The organism is Aerococcus sanguinicola, from assembly GCF_001543145.1.
In the GTDB taxonomy this organism is placed as follows: domain Bacteria; phylum Bacillota; class Bacilli; order Lactobacillales; family Aerococcaceae; genus Aerococcus; species Aerococcus sanguinicola.
The window spans coordinates 1306845-1327361 of the sequence record NZ_CP014160.1; the positions used below are offsets into that span (position 1 = coordinate 1306845).

The 20517-nt window shown below is 47.8% G+C and carries 18 protein-coding genes; 16 read left to right on the plus strand and 2 right to left on the minus strand.

The window, feature by feature from the left end; genetic code table 11:
* The first annotated feature begins 57 nt into the window (after positions 1-57).
* The 8 genes from rapZ (at position 58) to AWM72_RS05845 (ending at position 7751) form a co-directional block, all read left to right on the plus strand.
* Positions 58-948 carry an RNase adapter RapZ gene (gene rapZ / locus AWM72_RS05810; protein WP_067974697.1) on the plus strand — a complete coding sequence of 297 codons (891 nt, stop codon included), beginning with the start codon at positions 58-60 and terminating at the stop codon, positions 946-948.
* Entirely contained in the window at positions 945-1973 is a 1029-nt protein-coding gene (locus AWM72_RS05815) for a gluconeogenesis factor YvcK family protein (protein ID WP_067974700.1), read from the plus strand. Before rapZ ends, AWM72_RS05815 begins: the two co-directional genes overlap by 4 nt.
* A gap of 15 nt (positions 1974-1988) precedes the next feature.
* Complete coding sequence (gene whiA, locus AWM72_RS05820; protein ID WP_067974703.1) at positions 1989-2921, plus strand: DNA-binding protein WhiA; 933 nt, start codon at positions 1989-1991, stop codon at positions 2919-2921.
* Positions 2922-3109: 188 nt separating this feature from the next.
* Positions 3110-3709, plus strand: a complete 600-nt coding sequence (locus AWM72_RS05825) for an NfeD family protein (protein WP_067974705.1) — start codon at positions 3110-3112, stop codon at positions 3707-3709.
* Complete coding sequence (gene floA / locus AWM72_RS05830; protein WP_067974708.1) at positions 3702-4682, plus strand: flotillin-like protein FloA; 981 nt, start codon at positions 3702-3704, stop codon at positions 4680-4682. The genes AWM72_RS05825 and floA overlap by 8 nt, the downstream gene beginning before the upstream one ends.
* The gene (locus AWM72_RS05835; protein WP_067974711.1) at positions 4682-5143 is read left to right on the plus strand and encodes a hypothetical protein; all 462 of its coding nucleotides are present in this window, start codon (positions 4682-4684) and stop codon (positions 5141-5143) included. The genes floA and AWM72_RS05835 overlap by 1 nt, the downstream gene beginning before the upstream one ends.
* 98 nt (positions 5144-5241) lie before the next feature.
* Complete coding sequence (locus tag AWM72_RS05840) at positions 5242-6213, plus strand: GMP reductase (protein WP_067974713.1); 972 nt, start codon at positions 5242-5244, stop codon at positions 6211-6213.
* A gap of 128 nt (positions 6214-6341) precedes the next feature.
* A complete protein-coding gene (locus AWM72_RS05845; RefSeq protein ID WP_067974717.1) occupies positions 6342-7751 on the plus strand; it encodes an aldehyde dehydrogenase family protein in 1410 nt (469 codons plus the stop codon).
* Positions 7752-7980: 229 nt separating this feature from the next.
* Here AWM72_RS05845 and AWM72_RS05850 read toward each other — a convergent pair whose 3' ends face one another.
* On the minus strand, positions 7981-8334 hold the full coding sequence (locus AWM72_RS05850) for a single-stranded DNA-binding protein (RefSeq protein ID WP_067974720.1): 354 nt from the start codon (positions 8332-8334) through the stop codon (positions 7981-7983).
* Positions 8335-8497: 163 nt separating this feature from the next.
* Between AWM72_RS05850 and AWM72_RS05855 the strand changes: the two genes are divergently transcribed.
* From AWM72_RS05855 to AWM72_RS05865, 3 genes are read left to right on the plus strand one after another with little or no spacing between them, the layout of a single operon-like run.
* Complete coding sequence (locus tag AWM72_RS05855; protein ID WP_067974724.1) at positions 8498-9241, plus strand: response regulator transcription factor; 744 nt, start codon at positions 8498-8500, stop codon at positions 9239-9241.
* 1 nt (position 9242) lies between these two features.
* Entirely contained in the window at positions 9243-10682 is a 1440-nt protein-coding gene (locus AWM72_RS05860; protein WP_067974727.1) for a sensor histidine kinase, read from the plus strand.
* A complete protein-coding gene (locus AWM72_RS05865; RefSeq protein WP_230080800.1) occupies positions 10660-11847 on the plus strand; it encodes a class I SAM-dependent rRNA methyltransferase in 1188 nt (395 codons plus the stop codon). Before AWM72_RS05860 ends, AWM72_RS05865 begins: the two co-directional genes overlap by 23 nt.
* A 51-nt stretch (positions 11848-11898) precedes the next feature.
* Here AWM72_RS05865 and AWM72_RS05870 read toward each other — a convergent pair whose 3' ends face one another.
* Positions 11899-13167, minus strand: a complete 1269-nt coding sequence (locus AWM72_RS05870) for a BaiN/RdsA family NAD(P)/FAD-dependent oxidoreductase (protein WP_067974730.1) — start codon at positions 13165-13167, stop codon at positions 11899-11901.
* Between the two features lie 109 nt (positions 13168-13276).
* On the opposite strand from AWM72_RS05870, the gene AWM72_RS05875 reads away from it, so the two are divergent.
* The 5 genes from AWM72_RS05875 to AWM72_RS05895 all read left to right on the plus strand — a co-directional run bounded on the left by AWM72_RS05875 (position 13277) and on the right by AWM72_RS05895 (position 20516).
* Positions 13277-13978 carry an ABC transporter ATP-binding protein gene (locus AWM72_RS05875; protein ID WP_067974733.1) on the plus strand — a complete coding sequence of 234 codons (702 nt, stop codon included), beginning with the start codon at positions 13277-13279 and terminating at the stop codon, positions 13976-13978.
* 8 nt (positions 13979-13986) lie between these two features.
* On the plus strand, positions 13987-16773 hold the full coding sequence (locus AWM72_RS05880) for an ABC transporter permease (protein WP_067974737.1): 2787 nt from the start codon (positions 13987-13989) through the stop codon (positions 16771-16773).
* Between the two features lie 562 nt (positions 16774-17335).
* On the plus strand, positions 17336-18505 hold the full coding sequence (locus AWM72_RS05885; protein WP_067974740.1) for an ABC transporter substrate-binding protein: 1170 nt from the start codon (positions 17336-17338) through the stop codon (positions 18503-18505).
* 197 nt (positions 18506-18702) lie between these two features.
* Positions 18703-19521, plus strand: a complete 819-nt coding sequence (locus AWM72_RS05890; protein ID WP_067976585.1) for a branched-chain amino acid ABC transporter permease — start codon at positions 18703-18705, stop codon at positions 19519-19521.
* Between the two features lie 8 nt (positions 19522-19529).
* Positions 19530-20516 (plus strand): branched-chain amino acid ABC transporter permease, encoded by a 987-nt coding sequence (locus AWM72_RS05895; protein ID WP_067974743.1) that lies wholly within the window; start codon positions 19530-19532, stop codon positions 20514-20516.
* Position 20517: the final 1 nt, after the last annotated feature.

The following is a 20517-nucleotide window of genomic DNA, read 5'->3' on the forward strand; positions in this document are numbered from 1 at the left end:
TGAATCCAAGCTAGGGCAAAGACCTGGAAAGTCCCATCTTTTTATAGGAGTGATCGAATGACCAAAAATAATATTAAACTTGTGATAATTACGGGGATGAGCGGGGCCGGCAAGACGGTCGCCTTGCAATCCTTTGAAGATATGGGATATTTCTGTGTCGATAACTTGCCACCTTCCCTCTTGACTTCTTTTTGGGACCTCTTGCAAGGTTCGGATACGATCAGTAAGGTTTGCCTAGTGATTGACCTGCGTTCGCGGGATTTCTTTACCGAACTCAACCAAGTCCTTACGAATATGGACCATAAAGATTTTATGAAATTGCAAATTATCTTCCTTGAAGCGAGCGATAGCAAGTTGGTATCGCGTTATAAGGAATCTCGTCGCAGCCACCCGCTCCAACAAGACGGTACAGTTTTAAACGGTATCCAGCGTGAGCGCGAGCAATTAGCTGCCGTTAAGGAAAATTCGCATCTAGTAATCGACACCTCGTCCTTGTCACCGAGGGAGTTGCGGGCAACCTTAATACGTGAATTCCATAGCGGGGATGATGCTATTTTTACGGTAGAAGTGATGTCCTTTGGCTTTAAATATGGAATTCCAATCGATTCAGATATTGTCATGGATGTGCGTTTCCTCCCTAATCCCTATTACCAGACAGAGCTCAGACCGCTGACGGGTCAGGATGCACCGGTCTATGATTATGTCATGGCCCAGTCCGATACCCAGATCTTCTTTGATAAATTTACAGATATGATCGACTTCACTCTGCCACTCTACGAAGCAGAAGGAAAGAGCAGTGTGACGATTGCCATTGGCTGTACGGGAGGCCAGCACCGGTCTGTCGCTTTGACCGAGCGCATTGGAGACCATATCAAAGCGCTGGGCTACAATGTCCATGTTTCCCACCGGGATGCCAGTAAGAGTCAGGCGGCGGTGAAGCATTCATGATTAACCGCGACTTGCTTAACCAAGCCAAGAACGATAAGCTAAAAATTACTGTCATTGGAGGGGGGACAGGCCTCCCCATCCTCCTGTCCGGTCTCAAACAGGCCAATTGTGAGATTACGGCAGTGGTTACAGTCTCTGATAATGGGGGAAGCAGCGGCAGTATCCGGACCTCCCTCAATACCATTCCACCAGGTGATATTCGAAATTGTATTGTGGCCTTATCTGAAGTCGAACAAATCTATAAGGATATTTTCCAATACCGCTTTGCACCAGAAGACCAGGAGTTTTCAGGCCATGCGATTGGGAACCTGATTATTGCTGCCTTAGCTGAGATGCGCGGGGATGTCTTTAGCTCCCTCCGTCTTTTATCGGCGATGATGAAGGTCAAGGGGCGGGTCCTCCCGGCAGCTGAAGAGCCGCTTGTCTTACGGGCCCACTACAATGATGGGCAGACGATTGATGGCGAAACGGAAATTGTTGGCCAGCGCCGGCCAATTGACCGGGTAAGTGTCCACTGTATGCCAGGCAGTCCCTGCCAGGACCGGAAACCCCAAGCAGGTCGTCAAGTGGTCTCGGCCATTCGCGAGGCAGATCTGATTGTTTTAGGCCCGGGCTCCCTCTATACCTCGATCCTTCCTAATTTAGTGATTGAAGATATCCGCCAGGCAGTTCTAGAAAGCCCAGCCAAGGTCGTCTATATTTGTAACATTATGACGCAGTTAGGGGAGACGGAGCACTTTTCTGATGCGGACCATGTCCGGGTGATCAATGACCACCTCCAGGCTAAGCGAATTGACTATGCCTTAATCAACAAGGCCCCGGTTCCCTATGAATACATGGAATCTGACCTCACCCCAGAGTACTTGGTCCAGGTGGAAAGAGACCGGGCAGGGATTCTCCAAGAAGAAGCCCAAATTGTTGCAGCTGATTTCCTTGACCTCAGAGAGACAGGCGTGTATCATGATCAAGATAAACTTGTCGAAACGATTTTACGTCTTTATGAAGCGGATAAAGGTTTCGAGTAGAGAGGAATACCAGTCGTGAGTTCATTTGCTGCAGATGTCAAAAAAGAATTAACCCGGATTGAAGTGAGTGTTGCTGAGGCTCAGGCAGAGCTTTCTGCTTTGGTCAGGATGAATGGTTCGATTAACTTATTGAGTCAAGGTCTGGTCTTAAATGTTCAGACAGAGAATGCGGCCATTGCCCGGCGGATATATAGTCTTTTTAAGAAAACCTACCAGGTGACAGGCGAGATTATTGTGCGCCGGAAGATGAAATTAAAAAAGAACAATGTCTATATTGTGCGTATCCATGAAGAAGCCCAGGCCATCTTGTCTGATATGGAGATCCTAGACCGCTTAATGATTATCCCCCAGGTTCCCCAAGCTATTAAAGCGGATCCTAAATTGGCCAAGGCCTATCTACGGGGCGCTTTTCTAGCGGCAGGATCGGTGAATAATCCAGAGACGTCGAGCTATCATCTGGAAATTTATTCCATCCACCAGTCCCACAACCAAGACATTATCGAGCTTATGAACGCTTATGATCTCAATGCCCGGCAGATTGAACGACGGAGCGGCTATATTACCTATCTTAAGGAAGCGGAAAAAATTTCTGACTTCTTAGCCTTACTGGGTGCCACCCAGGCTATCCTTCGCTTTGAAGATGTCCGGGTGATGCGGGATATGCGCAATTCCATCAACCGGATTGTGAACTGTGAGAGCGCTAATTTGAATAAGACGGTCACCGCTGCCGGTAAGCAAATTGAAAATATTAATTATATCGAAGCCCGTGTCGGCTTAGGGGAATTGCCAGTCAAATTACGGGAGATTGCAGAGGCCCGCTTGAAACACCCAGGGGCCAGCTTGAAGGAGCTGGGTGAGACCTTGGAGAGCGGTCCGGTTTCCAAGTCTGGCGTCAACCACCGCCTCCGCAAAATCAACCAATTTGCCGAAGAATTGCGCCGGCAGTAGAGTGTGCAAAATAAGTGCTTTAGCTATGGAGGCACCCCATACAAATTTAGAGAGTTGGTCTTTGGCCAGCTCTTTTTGTATGTCCGAACTTATAACTTAGCTTGTGGATTGCAGGAAACTTGGCAAGTATTGTATACTCGTATCAGAAGATAACCGTCAATGGAAGTTAGGTGGAGGGAGGTCTTAAGATGGCGCTTATCATCTTTATCATTTCTATTCTTTGCTTGGTCTATGGCTTTCAAGGTAAGTACCGATTGGGAGCAAGTGCCTTAAGTTTAGGCTTGGCTTTAGTCGCTCTCTATCTCTGGGATCCGGGCCATTATGCCTTTATCGGTGTCCTGGCCCTAGGCTTAGCCTTAGTGATTTTTGAGGCCTTTTTACCTTCTTTAGGAATCTTAGGGCTGATAGGTCTGGGGATGCTGGCTTTTGAAATCTTCCAGCAGCGCTTGTCTCTCGGCGCTTTAGGCTTTGAAGTTTTGGCTGCTCTTTATTTGGGCCTAGTGACTGCTGTTTTGATGATCCGTCTGGTCCTTGCTAGTCCCCAAGCCCAAACACTTGTCTTAAAAGACCAGCCAGGCTCTCAAGGCAAAAGAGGAGACCAAGAACTTTTATTGGGCCAGCAAGCTAAAGTTGTCGCCCCTTTGAGACCGGTTGGTAAGGTGCGGGTCTCAGACGGTCGGGTAGTTGAAGCGATCAATGAGCAAGATTTTGTTGACCGTGGACAAGCCGTTGAAATTATTGCAGTTCGGACAAAAGACGTGAAAGTGAGGAGAATCGATCATGACTAATGTGTGGTTAGCAGCTTTTCTAGTATTTTTAGCCTTTATCCTGCTTATCCTATTCTTTATCTTTGTGCCTGTGGGCCTTTGGGTAACGGCTCATTTCTCAGGAGTTAAGGTAGGTTTAGGGGACTTAGTGGGCATGCGTTTGCGCCGGGTGAATCCGTCTCGTATTATTAAACCCCTGATTAAGGCGACTAAGGCGGGGCTTGACTTGGACCTCAACGACCTGGAAGCTCATTACTTGGCAGGTGGGGATATTAACATGGTGGTGGATGCCCTGATTGCAGCCCAACGCGCCATGATTGACTTGGAATTCGAACAGGCAGCAGCCATTGACCTGGCAGGCCGTGATGTCTTTGAAGCTGTCCAAGTTTCGGTTAATCCGAAAGTCATTGAAACGCCCGTGATTGCCGGGGTCGCCATGGATGGGATCGAAGTTCGCGCCAAGGCCAAGGTAACGGTGCGGGCCAATATTGAACGCTTAGTCGGTGGGGCAGGGGAATCAACCATCATTGCCCGGGTTGGTGAAGGGATTGTGACGACGGTCGGCTCGTCTAAGACCCATACCATTGTTCTCGAAAACCCTGACTCTATCTCACAAACCATCCTGCGCAAGGGTCTGGACTCAGGAACTGCCTATGAAATTCTCTCCATTGATATCGCTGACGTCGATGTTGGACGCAATATCGGAGCCAAACTGCAAGCCGAACAAGCAGAAGCTGACAAGCGGATTGCCCAAGCCAAGGCTGAAGAAAGACGGGCGATGGCTGTGGCCAATGAACAAGAAAATATCGCCAAGACCCAGGAAATGCGTGCCAAGGTCGTCGAAGCCCAGTCTCAGGTGCCTCTTGCCCTGGCTGAAGCCTTGCGTTCAGGACGTTTAGGAGTGATGGACCATTATCAATTAGAAAATCTCCAAGCTGACACGAAGATGCGTCAGTCCTTTGGGGAAGAGGAAAGCCCAGCAGGTGACGACTAATGTGGGCGTGGGTCTTACTGGCTTATGTTATTTACCGTCTCATTAAAGCTCTAATCCAGGCACTGGGCCCTAGTCAGGAGGCAGCTGAAACAAGTGAAGAGACTGTTGGTGAAGGGGAAGCACTCACCCCCATTGAATTAGAGGAAGGCCACGAAGAAAATGCTGGAACCTATGACCTGGACCAAGATCTAGACTTGGCGCCAATGTCTTCAGATACGACCAACGAAGCGATTGATGATGCCGTTGACCGTTTCCATGAAGACCATGAAGACTTTAAGGCTTACTTGGATGACCATGCCCGAGCTCTTTTGGCAGATCAGGACCAGGCTGCTGCTGATCTTCCGAAGATTAGTTCGAAGAGAGACTCAGGCCCTAAGCGCCGTCCAAGTAAACAAGAGATTCGCCAGGGCTTGAAATGGCAAGTTTTGCTCAACCCACCGCCCAGTCGTCGGAAGAAATAATGAGATTGTTTTAAGGAAAACTTTGCTTTTGTGGCTAATATAGAGTAAAATATTCGGCGGACAATTATAATGAATAGCCAAGCAGAAAGGTGAAAATCGTGCAAACTTTTGATTACGAACAGGTTCAATTAATTCCCGCTAAATGTATTGTGAAAAGCCGTCGCGAATGCGATACAAGTGTTGAGTTTGGTAAACATCGCTTTAAAATTCCGATGGTACCAGCCAATATGCAGACGGTGATTGACGAAGCACTCGCTATCCAATTAGCTGAGAAGGGCTACTTCTACATTATGCACCGTTTCCAACCCGAAAAGCGCCTCGACTTTATCAAAATGATGAATGAAAAAGGCCTCTATGCTTCCATTAGTGTGGGAGTTAAAGATGAGGAGCGCGACTTCATCCGTGAAGTGAAGGCTTCGGGGCAGGCAGTGGATTATATTACGATCGATATTGCCCATGGGCATTCACAAACAGTGATCGATATGATCCGCTTTATTAAGGAAGAATTACCCGATACTTTTGTGATTGCGGGGAATATTGCCACACCAGAAGCTGTTCGCGATTTAGAAAACGCCGGTGCTGATGCGACTAAGGTGGGAGTTGGCCCTGGTCGGGTATGTATAACTAAGATTAAGACTGGTTTTGGGACCGCTGGCTGGCAGCTAGCTGCTGTCCGCCTCTGCGCTAAAGCCGCCCGCAAGCCGATCATTGCTGACGGGGGGATCCGGACCAATGGTGACTTAGCGAAGAGTATCCGCTTTGGAGCCAGCATGGTGATGGTAGGGTCACTCCTTGCCGCCCATGAAGAGTCCCCTGGCGAGCAGGTCGAAGAAGATGGCGTCACTTATAAGGAATACTTCGGTTCAGCTAGCCAATTCCAAAAAGGCATCTACAAAAACGTCGAAGGCAAGCGGATTTTAATTGAGAGCCGGGGCAGCCTCTTCTCTACCTTGAAGGAAATGGAAGAAGACTTGCAGAGCTCAATTTCCTATGCAGGAGGACGCGACTTGGGGGCGCTGCGTACCGTTGACTATGTGGTGGTACCAAGTATTTACAACGGCGACCGGTAATTTATAGGAAAGATATAAGCAATAAGTCGATAATTTCGGCTAAACTGTGTTACAATGAGATAACCCTAAGCTAAATAGAGCAAAAGCTTAGCGTATTCTCATTAAAATCAGAAAGAAGTGATATTGACATGACAGATTATCAATTTTATATTGATGGTGAATGGCGTAATGCCTCATCCAATGAATGGATGGAAGTAAAGAATCCAGCCAATGGTGAAATCGTGGGGCGTGTTCCTCGGGGGACTGCCGATGATATGAATGCTGCGGTTGCAGCGGCAAAAGCGGCCTTCCCAGCATGGAATGAAACCAGTGTGGAAGAACGGACTGCTTTATTGAAAAAAGTGCGTGACGGTATTGCTGACCGCCAAGATGAAATCGCTGATATTATCGTCCAAGAATTAGGCGCACCGATTAGCCTCGCTCGCTCTAAGCATGTCCAACAACCAATCAAAGAAATGGATGACATGTTCGATGACTTAGAAAATGTTCATTTCGAAGAAGATATTGATGGGACGCAAGTGGTTAAGGAAGGCTTCGGCGTAGTAGCTTGTGTGACGCCATGGAACTTCCCGTTAACTCAGATTGAACGTAAGATTGGGCCAGCTCTGATTGCGGGTAATACAGTGGTTGTAAAACCTGCGACTGATACCCCAATTACTGCTGTCCTCTTAGCTGAAATTTGCGAGGAAGCCGGCTTACCTAAGGGCGTCTTTAACTTAGTGACAGGCCAAGGTAGCCAAGTTGGCGACGTGCTAACGGAACACAAGGATGTTGATGTCATTTCCTTTACAGGGTCAACAGAAGTGGGCCGCCATCTTTACCAACATGCCAGCTTTACCATTAAAAAGTTAATCCTAGAACTTGGTGGTAAATCCCCATTGATCTATATGCCAGGTGGCGACTTGGACTATGCAGTGAAGAAATCCATGGATACCGTAGTCAATAACTGTGGGCAAACTTGCTCAGCCTTGACTCGTCTCTTGGTTCCTCGCGAGGAATTGGAAGCGGCTAATCAAAGTATTTTGAACTACTATGAAAAGAATGTCGTAATCGGCGATCCGACAGATCCTGATACAGTGGTAGGTCCAGTTGTTTCCGAACGTCAAAAAGAAACCGTTGAATCCTATATTCAAAAGGGTAAAGAAGAAGGCGCACGTGTACTTGTCGGCGGGGGTAAAATCGACCGCGAAGGCCACTATGTTGAACCAACTGTCTTTACCGATGTGGATAACAAGATGGTTATTGCCCAAGAAGAAATCTTCGGCCCAGTTCTCTGTGTCATTCCTTATGACAGCTTAGAAGAAGCCATTGAAATTGCTAATGATACAGAATACGGCCTATCCGGTGCTGTCGTTGGCCCAAGCGATGAAGAAGCTATCGCAGTTGCCCGCAAGATCCGGACCGGCTCTGTCTACATTAACAAATCCGGCAAGAGCAACAAGGCACCATACGGCGGTTACAAACAATCCGGTATCGGACGCGAAAACGGCCGCTACGGCGTCCAAGACTACCTCGAAATCAAATCCATTTATAAATAAAGGGTGTGAGCAAAGGCGGTTAGAAAGGGATGACTGGAGACAAAAGGGATAAGAGCGGCTTTAGCCGGTCGTTCCCATTTGTTGAAGTCACTCCCTTTCTGCCTTTGCGAACCCGACTGCAGGGGGGTGAGCAGAAGCTTCTGTATCCTCGCCCCCACATTTGAAAGTATAAAAAAGCAACAGGCTGCCTTTTCGCAGCCTGTTTTTATTAGGGGAGGGATTTTTCTATTTAGTCTTTAGCGACTTGGATAGTCATGACTTTGTCTGCGTCGCTTACTTTTTTACGCAAGAAAGTGACATCGCTGATCACAATTTCAATCGCTGTTTGATTGTGGCCAGCTTTATTCTCATAACGCCGGCTTTGGATCCGGCCAACGAGACCCAGTTCATCACCCTTTTCAAGGTATTTGGCGATTAGCCGGGCGGTACCGTTCCAAGCGACAATGGGAATAAAGTCCGCTTCTTGTTTTTGACTATTGCGTCGGTTAATTGCAATGAGATTATTTAGGACAGCATTGCCATTGGCAAATTCTTTAATTTCAACATCAACGGCTAAGCGACCGATACAAGCAACTTGATTCATTTATTCTCACCTCCTATTAGATATATAAACGAAAAAAGCTGAAATTCACGAAACAATTTTAAGTTTTTTACTTCAAAGCTAATTTAAATAGGGTACAATAGTTTTGAAGGCTCACATAGAAAATACTTATTTTTGTGAACGATAAAGAAAGTGGGGACCTCGAATGCGTATACTAATGATTGAAGATGATGCCTCGATCTCTGAAATGCTAGGCATGTACTTTGAACAAGAAGAGGACTGGTCAGCCATTTTTATTGCTGATGGTCAAGAAGGTTGGGAGTATTTTCTTAACCATGAAGAAGAAATTGAAATGATTATCTTAGATTTAAACCTGCCCTCTCTAAACGGCAAGGAAATCTGTAAGCGGATCCGCGCGCGCAATAAGATGGTACCGATTATCATGCTCACAGCTCGTGATTCTGAGAGTGACCAGATCCTGGGTCTGGGTCTAGGGGCGGACGACTATGTCACTAAACCCTTCAGCGCGATTACCTTGATTGCCCGGATGAAGGCCCTCTACCGCCGCTACCAGGAAGAACAGGACCAGTTAGCCGCTGTTGACCAGGACCAAGATAAGGGAGCTAAGCAGGACCAAGACCATATTGTGTCTACCCAATCGATTCGAATCAATACCAAGACCCGAGAAGCCTATTATAATGACCAAGAGATTAAGAATTTAACGCCTAAAGAATTTGATATCTTAGCCCTTCTTGCTTCTCATCCTAAACAAGTCTTTACCCGAGAAAACTTGCTCAGCAGCCTCTGGGAAGAGCCGTTTTACGGGGACGAGCGAACGGTTGATGCCCATATTAAGAAGCTCCGCCATAAGATGGAAGCTCTAGGGCCCCAGGTGATCCAAACAGTCTGGGGTGTCGGTTACAAGTTCGACGAGACTGAGGGGGATTAGTTTGCGTTACTTTTACCAACTCTTGTTAGCTTTTATTGTTGTGATTTTATTTACCCTATCCGGCTTGTCCTATGTCATGATCCGTATCCCGGAAGAACGTTTTCAAAATCAAACGGCCCAACAATTGGATTCAATGGCCGATTATTTTGAAGAAACATCAGTCAACCCGGATTACTTAGCAGACAAGCAAGAGCTCTTAGGGAGCGCGGGCATTAAGGTTTTTCTCTATGACCAAGATGCCCAGCTTGTCTATCCTAAGGTGGAAGGCCAGGGAACAGAGCCTGTCTCCAACTATCTCGACCAACAAGATTTGGCCAGTTTAAAGAGCGGGACACGCCAGCCCATGCGTGCCTTTGATATGGGCTTTTCTAAGGAAGATGGGGATGCCTTAGCCACTTTTGTGCCCCGTTTTGATGGCGATCGCTACCAGGGCTTTGTGGCTATTGGCAAAAATAACTTTGAATTTGGCCATCGTCTCTTAGGCAACCGCATGGATACCCTGGTTGCGGCTCTCTTAGTAGGCGGGGCTGCTTTAGTCATTGCCCTGGGGATTTCTTACTTCTTGAACCAGCGGATTGGCCGCATCCGCCAAGCAACTAAGGAAGTAGCGGATGGTAATTACGCTGTCCGCTTGCCCCAAGACTATGATGATGAAATCGGCGACCTCAGCCGGGACTTTAACCGGATGGCAGAGTCTCTTGAAAGTTCGATTGAGGAAATTAACCGCCAGGAAAATATTCGCCGGCAATTTATGCTGGACGTGGCCCACGAAATGCGGACGCCGCTAACCACCATGAATGGCCTCTTAGAGGGCTTGCGCTATGGTCTAATCCCAGAAAAACATTTTGACCGGAGTATCGAACTGGTCCACAATGAGACCCAGCGTTTAACGCGGCTCGTTAACCAAAACTTAGACTATGAAAAGATCCGCTCGCAGGAAATTTTCCTTATGCCGATGACCTTTAAGCTGCGGCAAATGCTGGAAGACCTGGCCCTTCAACTGGAAGAGGCAGCTAAGTCCAAGGAAGACCAGATTCTAATCGATTGTTCGGACGAGACAGAAGTTTATGCGGACTGGGACCGGCTCCGGCAAATCCTCTTTAATATTACCCAAAATGCGATCCAATTCACGGACCAAGGGCAGGTTAAGCTGCAAGCCCGCGAGACGAGTGAAGCAACAGAAATTCAAATTATCGATACGGGGATTGGGATGACGGAAGAGGAATTAGCCAATATTTGGGAACGCTTCTACAAGGCAGATGAATCACGTAAGTCATCGGCCTATGGGGAATCAGGACTCGGTTTGGCTATTGTTCATGAATTGATCCATGCCCATGGTGCCCAGGTGGAGGTTAAGAGTAGGCCTGGCCAAGGAACCCGTTTTATCCTGACTTTTCCTAAAGCAAAGGAGGAAGATTGTGACAATCAAGATGACCGTTAAATTAAAACAAGAAGCAGCCCAAGCCCTGCGCCAGGGTCGGCCCCTCTTGCAGGCAGATGATTTTATGGGGGAAGTCTCCTTTAATGAAGGTGACCAGGTTTATTTGACCGATTCCAAGGGAGACTTCCTCGCTATGGCTTACTTGGCTAAGCAGAATAAGGGCTTGGGCTGGGTCTATAGTTACCAAAGAGACCAGGTTCTCGACCCGTCCTTTTTCAAGCAAATTTTTAGCCGAGCTAAGACTAAACGCCAAGGCCTATTCGATGATGAGCTAACGACAGCCTTTCGCTTCTTTAATGGGGAAGGTGATGGCCTGGGTGGGCTAAGTGTCGATGTCTATGGGGATTACTTACTGATCCAATGGTATTCTCTAGGCATTTATGCCTATCGGGCAAGCATCGTTGAAGCCCTTAAGGAAGTCCTACCAGCTTGTCGGGGGATTGTGGGGAAGAACCGCTTCCAAAGCCAGGACCACTTAGCCAGTGAATGGTTGGCTGGAGAGGAAGCGCCTGAGCATTTTACAGTCCTGGAGGAAGGGCGTCGTTATGTGGTCCGACTCAATGATCATTGGATGACGGGCATCTTCCTGGACCAGCGCGAGGTCAGGACCTATCTTCAGTGCGAATTAGCGCTAGGTCGCCGCGTGCTCAACACCTTCTCCTATACCGGCGCTTTCTCAGTGGCAGCTGCCCTGGGTGGGGCTAGTCAAACCTGCAGTGTGGACTTGGCCAACCGCAGTCGTGACTTGACGGAAGAACAATTTGCGGCTAATGGTATCCCCTTAGCTGACCAGGAAATTTACGTCATGGATACCTTCGACTACTATAAGTATGCCCAGCGTCATAACAAGTTTTATGACTTGATCATTATGGACCCACCGAGCTTTGCCCGGAATAAGAAAAAAGTTTTCAAAGTGAACAAAGACTATCCTAAATTAGTGGCGGGGGCTTTAGGAATCCTAGCCAGTCAGGGGGACTTGGTCTGCAGCACCAATGCTTCCAATTATAGCCTGGCTGCTTTTAAATCTGATATTGAAAAGGGCGCAAAGAAAGCCCAGCGCTCTTTACGTCTCATTCAAGAATTTAAATTGCCAGGGGATTTCCCTGTGCCAGCCCACAGTCCAGAAAGTGACTATTTGAAGGTATTGATTTACCGGGCCGACTAAAAAACAGCACCGCTGGAACGTTCGAGTTTAAGCGGTGCTGTCTTTATTTGATTAGGCCATGCTGAAAGCTTGGTAGGCGGCGCTTTCGCCGGCTGCGTGGCCTGTGACGAAGGCGGCAGTGATATTATAGCCCCCTGTGTAGCCGTTGATGTCGAGGAGTTCCCCACAGATAAAGACTTGGGGATGGGCCTTGCTTTGCATAGAGTATGGGTCGACCTCATCTAGCGTGAGTCCGCCTCCGGTGACGAAGGCTTTATCGATCGATAAGCTGCCATCGACTTCAAAGTTAAAGCCCTTGAGCTCATGGACTAAGGCGGCCCACTGCTTCTTGGATAGGTCCTGGCAGGGAGTCAGGCCAGGGACCTCGGCTCTCTGGCAGAGAAACTCGGCATAACGCTCGGGGACGACTTCTTTGAGGACATTGCGGATAGCCTTAGCCTTATAGTCCGCTTGGAGGTCAGCATAGGCTTGGATGAGCTCTTCTTTACTGCGGCCAGGGAGGGCATCGAGTTTCAAGCGGACGGTTTTTTGCTGGCCTTGGCGAAGCAAGTTTTGGACGAACATGGAGCAGCGCAGAACAGCCGGCCCACTGACCCCAAAATGGGTAAAGATCATATCCATTTGATGGCTAACGACCGGCTTTTCTTTGGCATCCAGGACGGTCAGCTTGATATCGCGCAGGGAGAGACCGTGGAGGGTTTTCTTTTTGATAAAGGGCTCTGAAGAGGTTAGGGGGACCTCGGTGGGATAGATGGGTTGGATGGTGTGGCCCAAGCCTTCTAAGATAGGATAGGCGTCTCCTGTCGACCCCGTTCGCGGATGGGCCCGGCCACCCATGGCTAGAACCACTGTGCGGGCCTGGAAGAGGCGTTGGTCCTCAAGTTGAACGGTCACCCCACCAGCTTGGAGCTTGAGTGCTTCGACTTTGGCCTGGCAGATAATGTCAACTTCTAGATGCTTCAATTCATCGATAAAAGTCTGCAGGATGGTCTTGGCTGAGTCCGAGACAGGGAACATGCGGCCGTGGTCTTCTTCCTTAAGAGCAACACCGCGTTCTTCGAAGAAGGCCATAATATCGCTGTTGTCAAAACGCGAGAAGGCACTGTAGAGAAACTTGCCATTGCCTGGAATATGGTCGATAATATAGCGGGCGGGACGCTTATTGGTGACATTACACCGGGTCCCTCCAGTGAGCAAAAGTTTCTTGCCGAGGCTGGGATTTTTTTCTAAGAGGAGGACCTGGGCGCCAGCTTGAGCTGCGGCACAAGCTGCCATGAGACCGCTAGTCCCTCCACCAATGACAATCACGTCGTAAATCATAAAGAACTCCTTAAATTTATTTATTTTAATTGCTTTTATTTTCAGCTAGTTTTTACTATTGATATACTAACAAAGTAACATATTGTATGAAGAAAGGGAATGGTCAACTATGGCATATATCGAATTCAAAGATGTCGTTAAATCCTATGGTGAAGGCCGGTCCCAGGTGAAGGCAAATGACCATATGAGCTTTGAAATTGAAGCGGGAGAATTTGTCGTCATTCTGGGACCATCAGGAGCGGGTAAATCGACAACCTTAAATATTCTAGGGGGAATGGACAAGCCCACATCGGGTGAAATCTGGGTAGATGGCCAGGAGATTGGCCAGTTTAACGACCGGCAATTGACTAAGTTTCGCCGGGACAATGTTGGTTTCGTCTTCCAATTCTATAATCTCATTCCCAACTTGACCGCCCGGGAAAACATTGAATTAAGTGAGCAGATTGCCCAACAAGCCATTGCTGCTGACCAAGCCTTGGCAGCAGTAGGCTTAACGGACCGGCAGAATAACTTTCCTGCCCAATTGTCTGGGGGCGAGCAGCAGCGGGTTTCTATTGCCCGAGCCCTAGCCAAAAATCCTAAACTCCTTCTCTGCGACGAGCCGACAGGAGCCTTGGATAATGAAACTGGTCAGCAAGTCCTCGCCCTCTTACAGAAGCAGTCTCGTGAAGAAGAGACAACAGTCATCGTGATTACCCATAACCGTGCCATTGCCCCGATGGCTGACCGTGTCATTGAGATCAAGAACGGCCAGGTGGCAGATAGCTACCTACAAACAGAGCCCAAGACCGTTTCTGAGATTGAATGGTAGGGGTGGCTATGAAGAAAACAGCTTTATGGAAAGATAGTTTACGCGAAATAAAAAATAGTTTTTCCCGTTTTATTGCCTTGATGGGAATTATCTTCTTAGGGGCAGGCTTTTTCGTAGGGATCCGAGCGGCAGCCCCCAATATGCGTCAGACGGCTAACCTTTACTTCCAAGACCAACACTTACAGGATCTGAGCCTGCAAGCTGACTGGGGACTAACCGATGAAGATATTGACCGGGTGGATGACTTGGAAGGCATCCAGGCCTATCCCTACCGCAGTGTCGACCGAGAAGAAAAAAATCAAGAGAGTCTCTTACGCTTCTTGCCGAATTTTAACCAGATGGGGGAAGTTAACCAGTACAAGTTACGGTCTGGCCGTCTCCCTGAAAATAAGGATGAAGTGGCTTTGGATGTCCGCTTAGCCGAAGAAGGGGGCTTTAGCTATCAAATCGGAGATGAAATTGAACTAGCTGATCCTGACCAGACAGGCAATGACCAAGCTCCAGGCCTAGCCTCCAATCGTTTCAAGGTGGTAGGCTTTGTGACCTCGCCGATGTATATTGACCAGAGTGCTCGGGGAAATAGCCCTATCGGCAAGGGGGCTATCGATGGCTTTGCGGTTGTCCAGCCCGAGGTCTTTACTGGAGACCTGTACAGCCAGGTGGCCTTCAAGGTCGATGGCTTAGAAAATTATCCAGCCTATAGCGAGGCTTATGAAGAAAAAGTTGACCAGGCTAAGTCGGATATCGAAGATGCGCTGGATGGTCGGCCAGAGGAACGCTACCAGCAACAACAAGAAGACTTAGACCAAGACATCCAAGCAGCGGAGGAGGACTTGAAACCAGGCCAAGAAGCTATTCAAAAGGCCAAGGATCAAGTTGAGGCGCAGAAGGAAAGCTTGCAGAGTCAAGAAGACCAATTGAAGCAAGTGACTGCTGGCCTAGGAGAAGGCGCTGCTAACTTACCTCAATTCGCCCAAGCTAGAGAACAATTAGACCAAGGCAAGGAAGCTATTAAGCAAGCCGAAGAGGATATCCAAGCTAAGGAAAAAGACTTATCTCAAGGCCAGGAAAAACTCAACCAGGCCAAGACATATAAGGAAGAAATGGAAGTCCCCAACTACCAAGTCAATGACCGCAGCCAATTGAGTGGTTACAGTGAGTATGAAGACAATGCAGACCGGATTGCCGCCATTGCCCAGGTCTTTCCTGTCATCTTCTTCCTAGTGGCCGCCTTGGTAAGCTTTACAACTATGACGCGGATGGTCGATGAGCAGCGGATCCAATTGGGGACGCTCAAGGCTTTAGGCTATCGGTCTTCCGAAATTGCGATTAAGTTTCTATTATATGCTGGACTAGCCAGCGTCATTGGGACCTTGCTGGGAGTGGCAGTGGGCAATTATCTCTTGCCCAATATCATTGTCAACGCCTACGGGATGCTCTACGATCTAGGACAGGAAGTCTACTACGGCTTCTACTGGAAGGACTTCCTCCTTGCCCTCAGCATTTCCCTCCTGACAACCGTTGGACCGGCCTGGTTGGTCACCCGCAATTCGCTAACCGAGCCAGCGGCCGTCCTGATGCGGCCCAAGCCCCCTAAAGAAGGCCAACGCATTCTCTTAGAACGTTGGACCTGGTTCTGGCAAAAACTTAGCTTCAATAATAAGATTAGTTTGCGTAACCTCTTCCGCTATAAGGGCCGCAATGCCATGACTCTGATCGGAGTTGCTGGTTCAACTGCTCTCTTATTGACAGGTTTTGGAATATCTGACTCGATATCTGGCTTGGCTGACCGCCAATTCATCGATCTCGAGCATGCCCAAGCCATTGTTCAATACCAGCCCAAGCTATCGGCGGAAGAAGTGGATGAGCTAAATGAGACCGTCCGCCAGCATGACCAGGTGGCAGATGCCCTGCCTCTCTATACGGCTAGCTACCAAACAACAGACGACCGGGTCAACCAACAGACCGTTTCCCTCCATGCCTTGGACCCTGATTCTAACTACCAGGACTTCTATGCCCTCGCAGATGTGGCGACAGGGGAGAGAATGGCCCTGCCTGAAGATGGGGTCCTCATCAACCACAAACTAGCTAAACTTCTGAATATCCAAGCAGGGGATACCATCAGCTTGGAAGATCCTGATGGTCAAGTGGTGGACTTGCCAGTTAAGGGAGTCTTTGAAAGCTACATCATGCACGATGTCTTTATGAGCCAGTCGGTCTACGAAGACTTAATCGGAAGTCTGCCTAGTCAAAACCAGGTGGAAATAAAATTAAAGGATAATGCGCCTGAGAAGAAGGACCAGGTCATCGATGATTTGATGGCAGAAGAGGGGATCGTCACGGTCGTTAATATTGACCAATTCCGGAACATGTTCAATGAAACTTTGGAAACTTTAAACCTGGTGACCCTGGTCTTGATTATCGCGGCAGCTATCCTCGCTTTCATCGTGCTCTATAGCCTGACCAATATAAATGTCTCGGAACGGATCCGGGAATTATCAACCATCAAGGTGCTGGGCGCCTACCCACTCGAGGTCACCCTCTATATCTACCGGGAAACCCTCTTGTTGACGGTGGGGGGTATCCTTGCTGGACTTGCCATGGGACAACTTTTAACCACTTATATCTTGCAGACAGTGGAAGTGGACATTATGATCTTCCCGGCCCAAATCCAAGGCTTGTCCTATCTCTATGCTAGCCTTCTAACCTTAGTCTTCTCTCTTATTGTTATGGCGATCATGCACCATAAATTGAAGCAGGTCGATATGGTTGAAGCCCTCAAAGGGGTGGAATAAGATTTAATTATTTAATACATCCTGTTAGTGAGCATCCGTTCCGCTTTTGAATTTGATCGTTAAATTATGGAGGGTCAAGAACGTCTGACGCCGTTTTGTACTTTATCCGTACGTCGCTTTGCTCCTACGGCTAAAGCAGCACCGGCTCGAGTAGCTTCAGCTCTTGGAGCAGAGCGACTTAGAGATGAAGTTCAAGGCTGCGCTAGCAGCGTTGCTACCTTCTTCTCGCCTAGCGAGCTTCAAAGGGCTAGTAAGGCTTGCGCCAACTATCCCTAATTCACATCGCTTGCTCGTTCATGGCTAACGATCAAATTCAAAGCTTCACTCCTGCTCAGAAATAATCTGTATTGAAATACAGCTTTAATTACCCGTCACGATTACTAATAAGTAGATAAATAAAAAAGTAGCTGTTAGCAGCTGCTTTTTTATTTTTAATAGAAACATTCTATTGAAAAAATAAGAAAGATGATAAAATTCTGATTGATTTCTTAAAAAAAGCTTGACTTAATTGTCTGAAAATTCTAAACTATATCTCATAGCAAAAAAACAAGGAGGTTCAGGCATGTCAATCAAAAAATTTGTTTTACTAATGATGAGTGCCCTGACGCTGGGAGCCTGCTCCAGTCGAGCAACCCAACCAGCCAGTGGTGAGCAAGAAGAATACGACACCATCAAAATTGGAGGAAACCTGGAATTATCAGGTGGGGTATCGGCCTACGGGATTGTTCAAAATAACGCCATTAAACTAGCCATCGATGAGAAAAATGCTCAAGGTGGGGTCAACGGCAAACAAATCGAATATGAAGAGTATGATAATAAGTCAGCTCCAGAAGAAGTGACCACGGGGGCTGCCCGCCTGGTCGACTTAGAAGATGTTGCTGTTCTATTAGGGCCGGCAACGACGGGGAGTGTTGAGGCTCAGATTCCAATTTCCTTGCAGAGCCAAACCCCAATGATTACTCCGACTGCGACGGGGGATACCATCACCCTCGATAACAATGGCAAGACCCTGCCAGAAGTCTTCCGGACCTGCTTCCAAGACTCTTTCCAAGGGGCCGCCTTAGGAGCCTTCGCTAACCAAAAAGGCTTCCAAAAAGCAGCAATTATTAAAGATAATGGATCAGATTATGGGCAAAACTTAGCCGATGAATTCAAAAATACCTATAAGGGTGAAATTGTAGCGGATGAAAGTTATGTGACCAAGGAGACGGATTTTAGCGCCATCTTGACCAATGTGAAGCGCCAAAATGCGGATGTGATCTTCGTGGCGGGTTACTATGAAGAAGCGGGTCCCTTGATTAAGCAGGCCCGGGAAATGGGCATTCAAGCAGCGATTTTAGGCCCTGATGGTTTTGGTAATGAGGAAATTGTAAACTTGGCCGGTAAGAAGAATTTTACGGATATTTACTATGCGGCCCACTTCGTTGCCGACGAGAATTCGCCTCAGCGGACTAAGGACTTCATGAACAATTACAAGGCCAAGTATGGGACAGAGCCTGATATGTTCGCGGCCCTGGCTTACGATGCCGCTTACCTTGCCTTTGACGCCATGGAGCGTGCTGGTTCAGACAAGCGGGAAGATGTGCGTCAAGCTCTTGAAGAAACCAAGGATTTTGAAGGAATTACAGGGACCTTCTCAATTGACGACAAGCATAATACAGTGAAGACAGCCTTTATCCTAGAGGCTAAGGATGGAAAGGTCGTTGATTCAACAGCGATTGATCCAGAATAGACAAGTTCATGAGACCAAGTGGACAGGTTCCTATGCGTAAGCAGGGCAAAAAGGTTTGTTTTTTGCAGGTGCCTGTCTTCTCTCTTTGAGAGCGGGTGGTCTTAAGCTGATCAGTTATAAAAGGAGGACGGATCAAAGTGGCTAATTTCTTTCAACAATTAATTAATGGGGTATCGCTCGGGAGCATCTACGCTCTGATGGCTTTGGGCTATACCATGGTATACGGCATTATTGGGCTCATTAACTTTGCCCACGGGGATATTTATATGGTGGGGGCTTTCGTTGGCTTTAGCTTGGTAACACAGACAGGGCTCGGAGTCTTGCCAAGTATCCTAATTGCCATGATTTTTACAGCAATTCTAGGGGTAATTGTGGAACGCCTGGCTTATAAGCCCCTGCGCGGTCAAGCTCGGATTTCAGCCTTGATTACCGCAATTGGTGTTTCTTATCTCTTACAGAATGTCATGATTTATTTGGTGGGGCCTGAAGTGCGGGCTTTCCCGACTAACTTGCCCAACTACAGTTTACAGATTGGCTCTGTCGCCGTGAGTACGCAACAGCTTTTAATTTTAATCGTTACTATTATCCTGATGGCAGGCCTCCAGTTTACCGTTCAAAAAACCAAAATGGGCCAGGCCATGCGGGCGGTTTCCGTTGATGAAACAGCTGCTCGTTTGATGGGGATTAATGTCGACCATGTGATTTCCTTTACCTTCGCCTTGGGTTCTGCCTTGGCTGGTGCTGGTGGGGTCTTAGTTGGGATTTACTATAACTCTATTTCACCACTGATGGGGCTTACCCCAGGGATCAAGGCATTCGTTGCGGCGGTGCTTGGTGGGATTGGCTCGATTCCAGGTGCCATGGTAGGCGGCCTTTTGATCGGCTGTATTGAAACCATGGTCTCTATGATCGGCTTATCTACCTGGAAGGATGCCGTGGTTTATGGCGTATTAATTGTTATCTTACTGATGAAACCAACCGGAATCTTTGGTAAGACAGTTAAAGAGAAAGTGTAGGTGGTTTTATGAGAACGAACAGTTGGGCTAAAAATTTCTTTACCAAGTCGAGTCTGTCATGGATAGGTCTTATTGTGGGGGTCTTTGCCTTTATCTTAGCCTCTTATTGGACGGGACAAGTCACTGCCTTTACACAGAATATCCTGATGAAGATTGGTATTAATATTATTCTTGCGGTGGGGTTGAACTTGATTGTCGGCTATGCCGGCCAATTCTCCTTGGGACACGCTGGCTTTATGGCTATCGGGGCTTACAGTGCCGCCCTGGTTTCCAAGGCTATCCCAGGTGTCCAAGGGATGTTCCTGGGGATGGGCCTAGGCCTCGTGATTACTTTTGTCCTCGCTCTAGTGGTTGGGATTCCAACCTTACGCCTGCGTGGCGACTACTTGGCCATTGCTACCTTGGGGATTGCAGAGATTATCCGGATTACTATTATGAACCTCGAGATTACCAATGGGGCAGCCGGGATTGCTGGGATCCCACAAAATGTTAACTGGATTACCCTCTATGTCTTTGTTGTCATTACGACTTTGATTATTGTGAACTTTATCCACTCCAGTCCGGGCCGGGCGATGATTGCTGTCCGTGAAGATGAGATTGCCGCGGAATCAGTCGGCCTACAGACAACTCGCTATAAGACCATTGCCTTTGTTTTAGGGGCTTTGACTGCAAGCATCGCTGGAACTCTCTATGCTTCTTACTTTGGTGTGATTACACCGGGCCAATTTACCTTCCAAAAATCTATTGATATCTTGATTATTGTTGTTTTCGGGGGAATTGGTTCGATTACCGGGAGCTTTGCAGCAGCTATTCTCTTAGAGCTATTGAACGTTATCCTAGCGCCTTACGGTCAGTTGCGGATGATTGTTTATGCCCTAGCCATCATTGCCATTATGATCTTTAAACCATCTGGCCTGATGGGAGAATTTGAACTGCGCTTTTCACCTTTCTTTAAACAGAAGAAACAATATTCTAAATTGAAAAAGGAGGATTAAG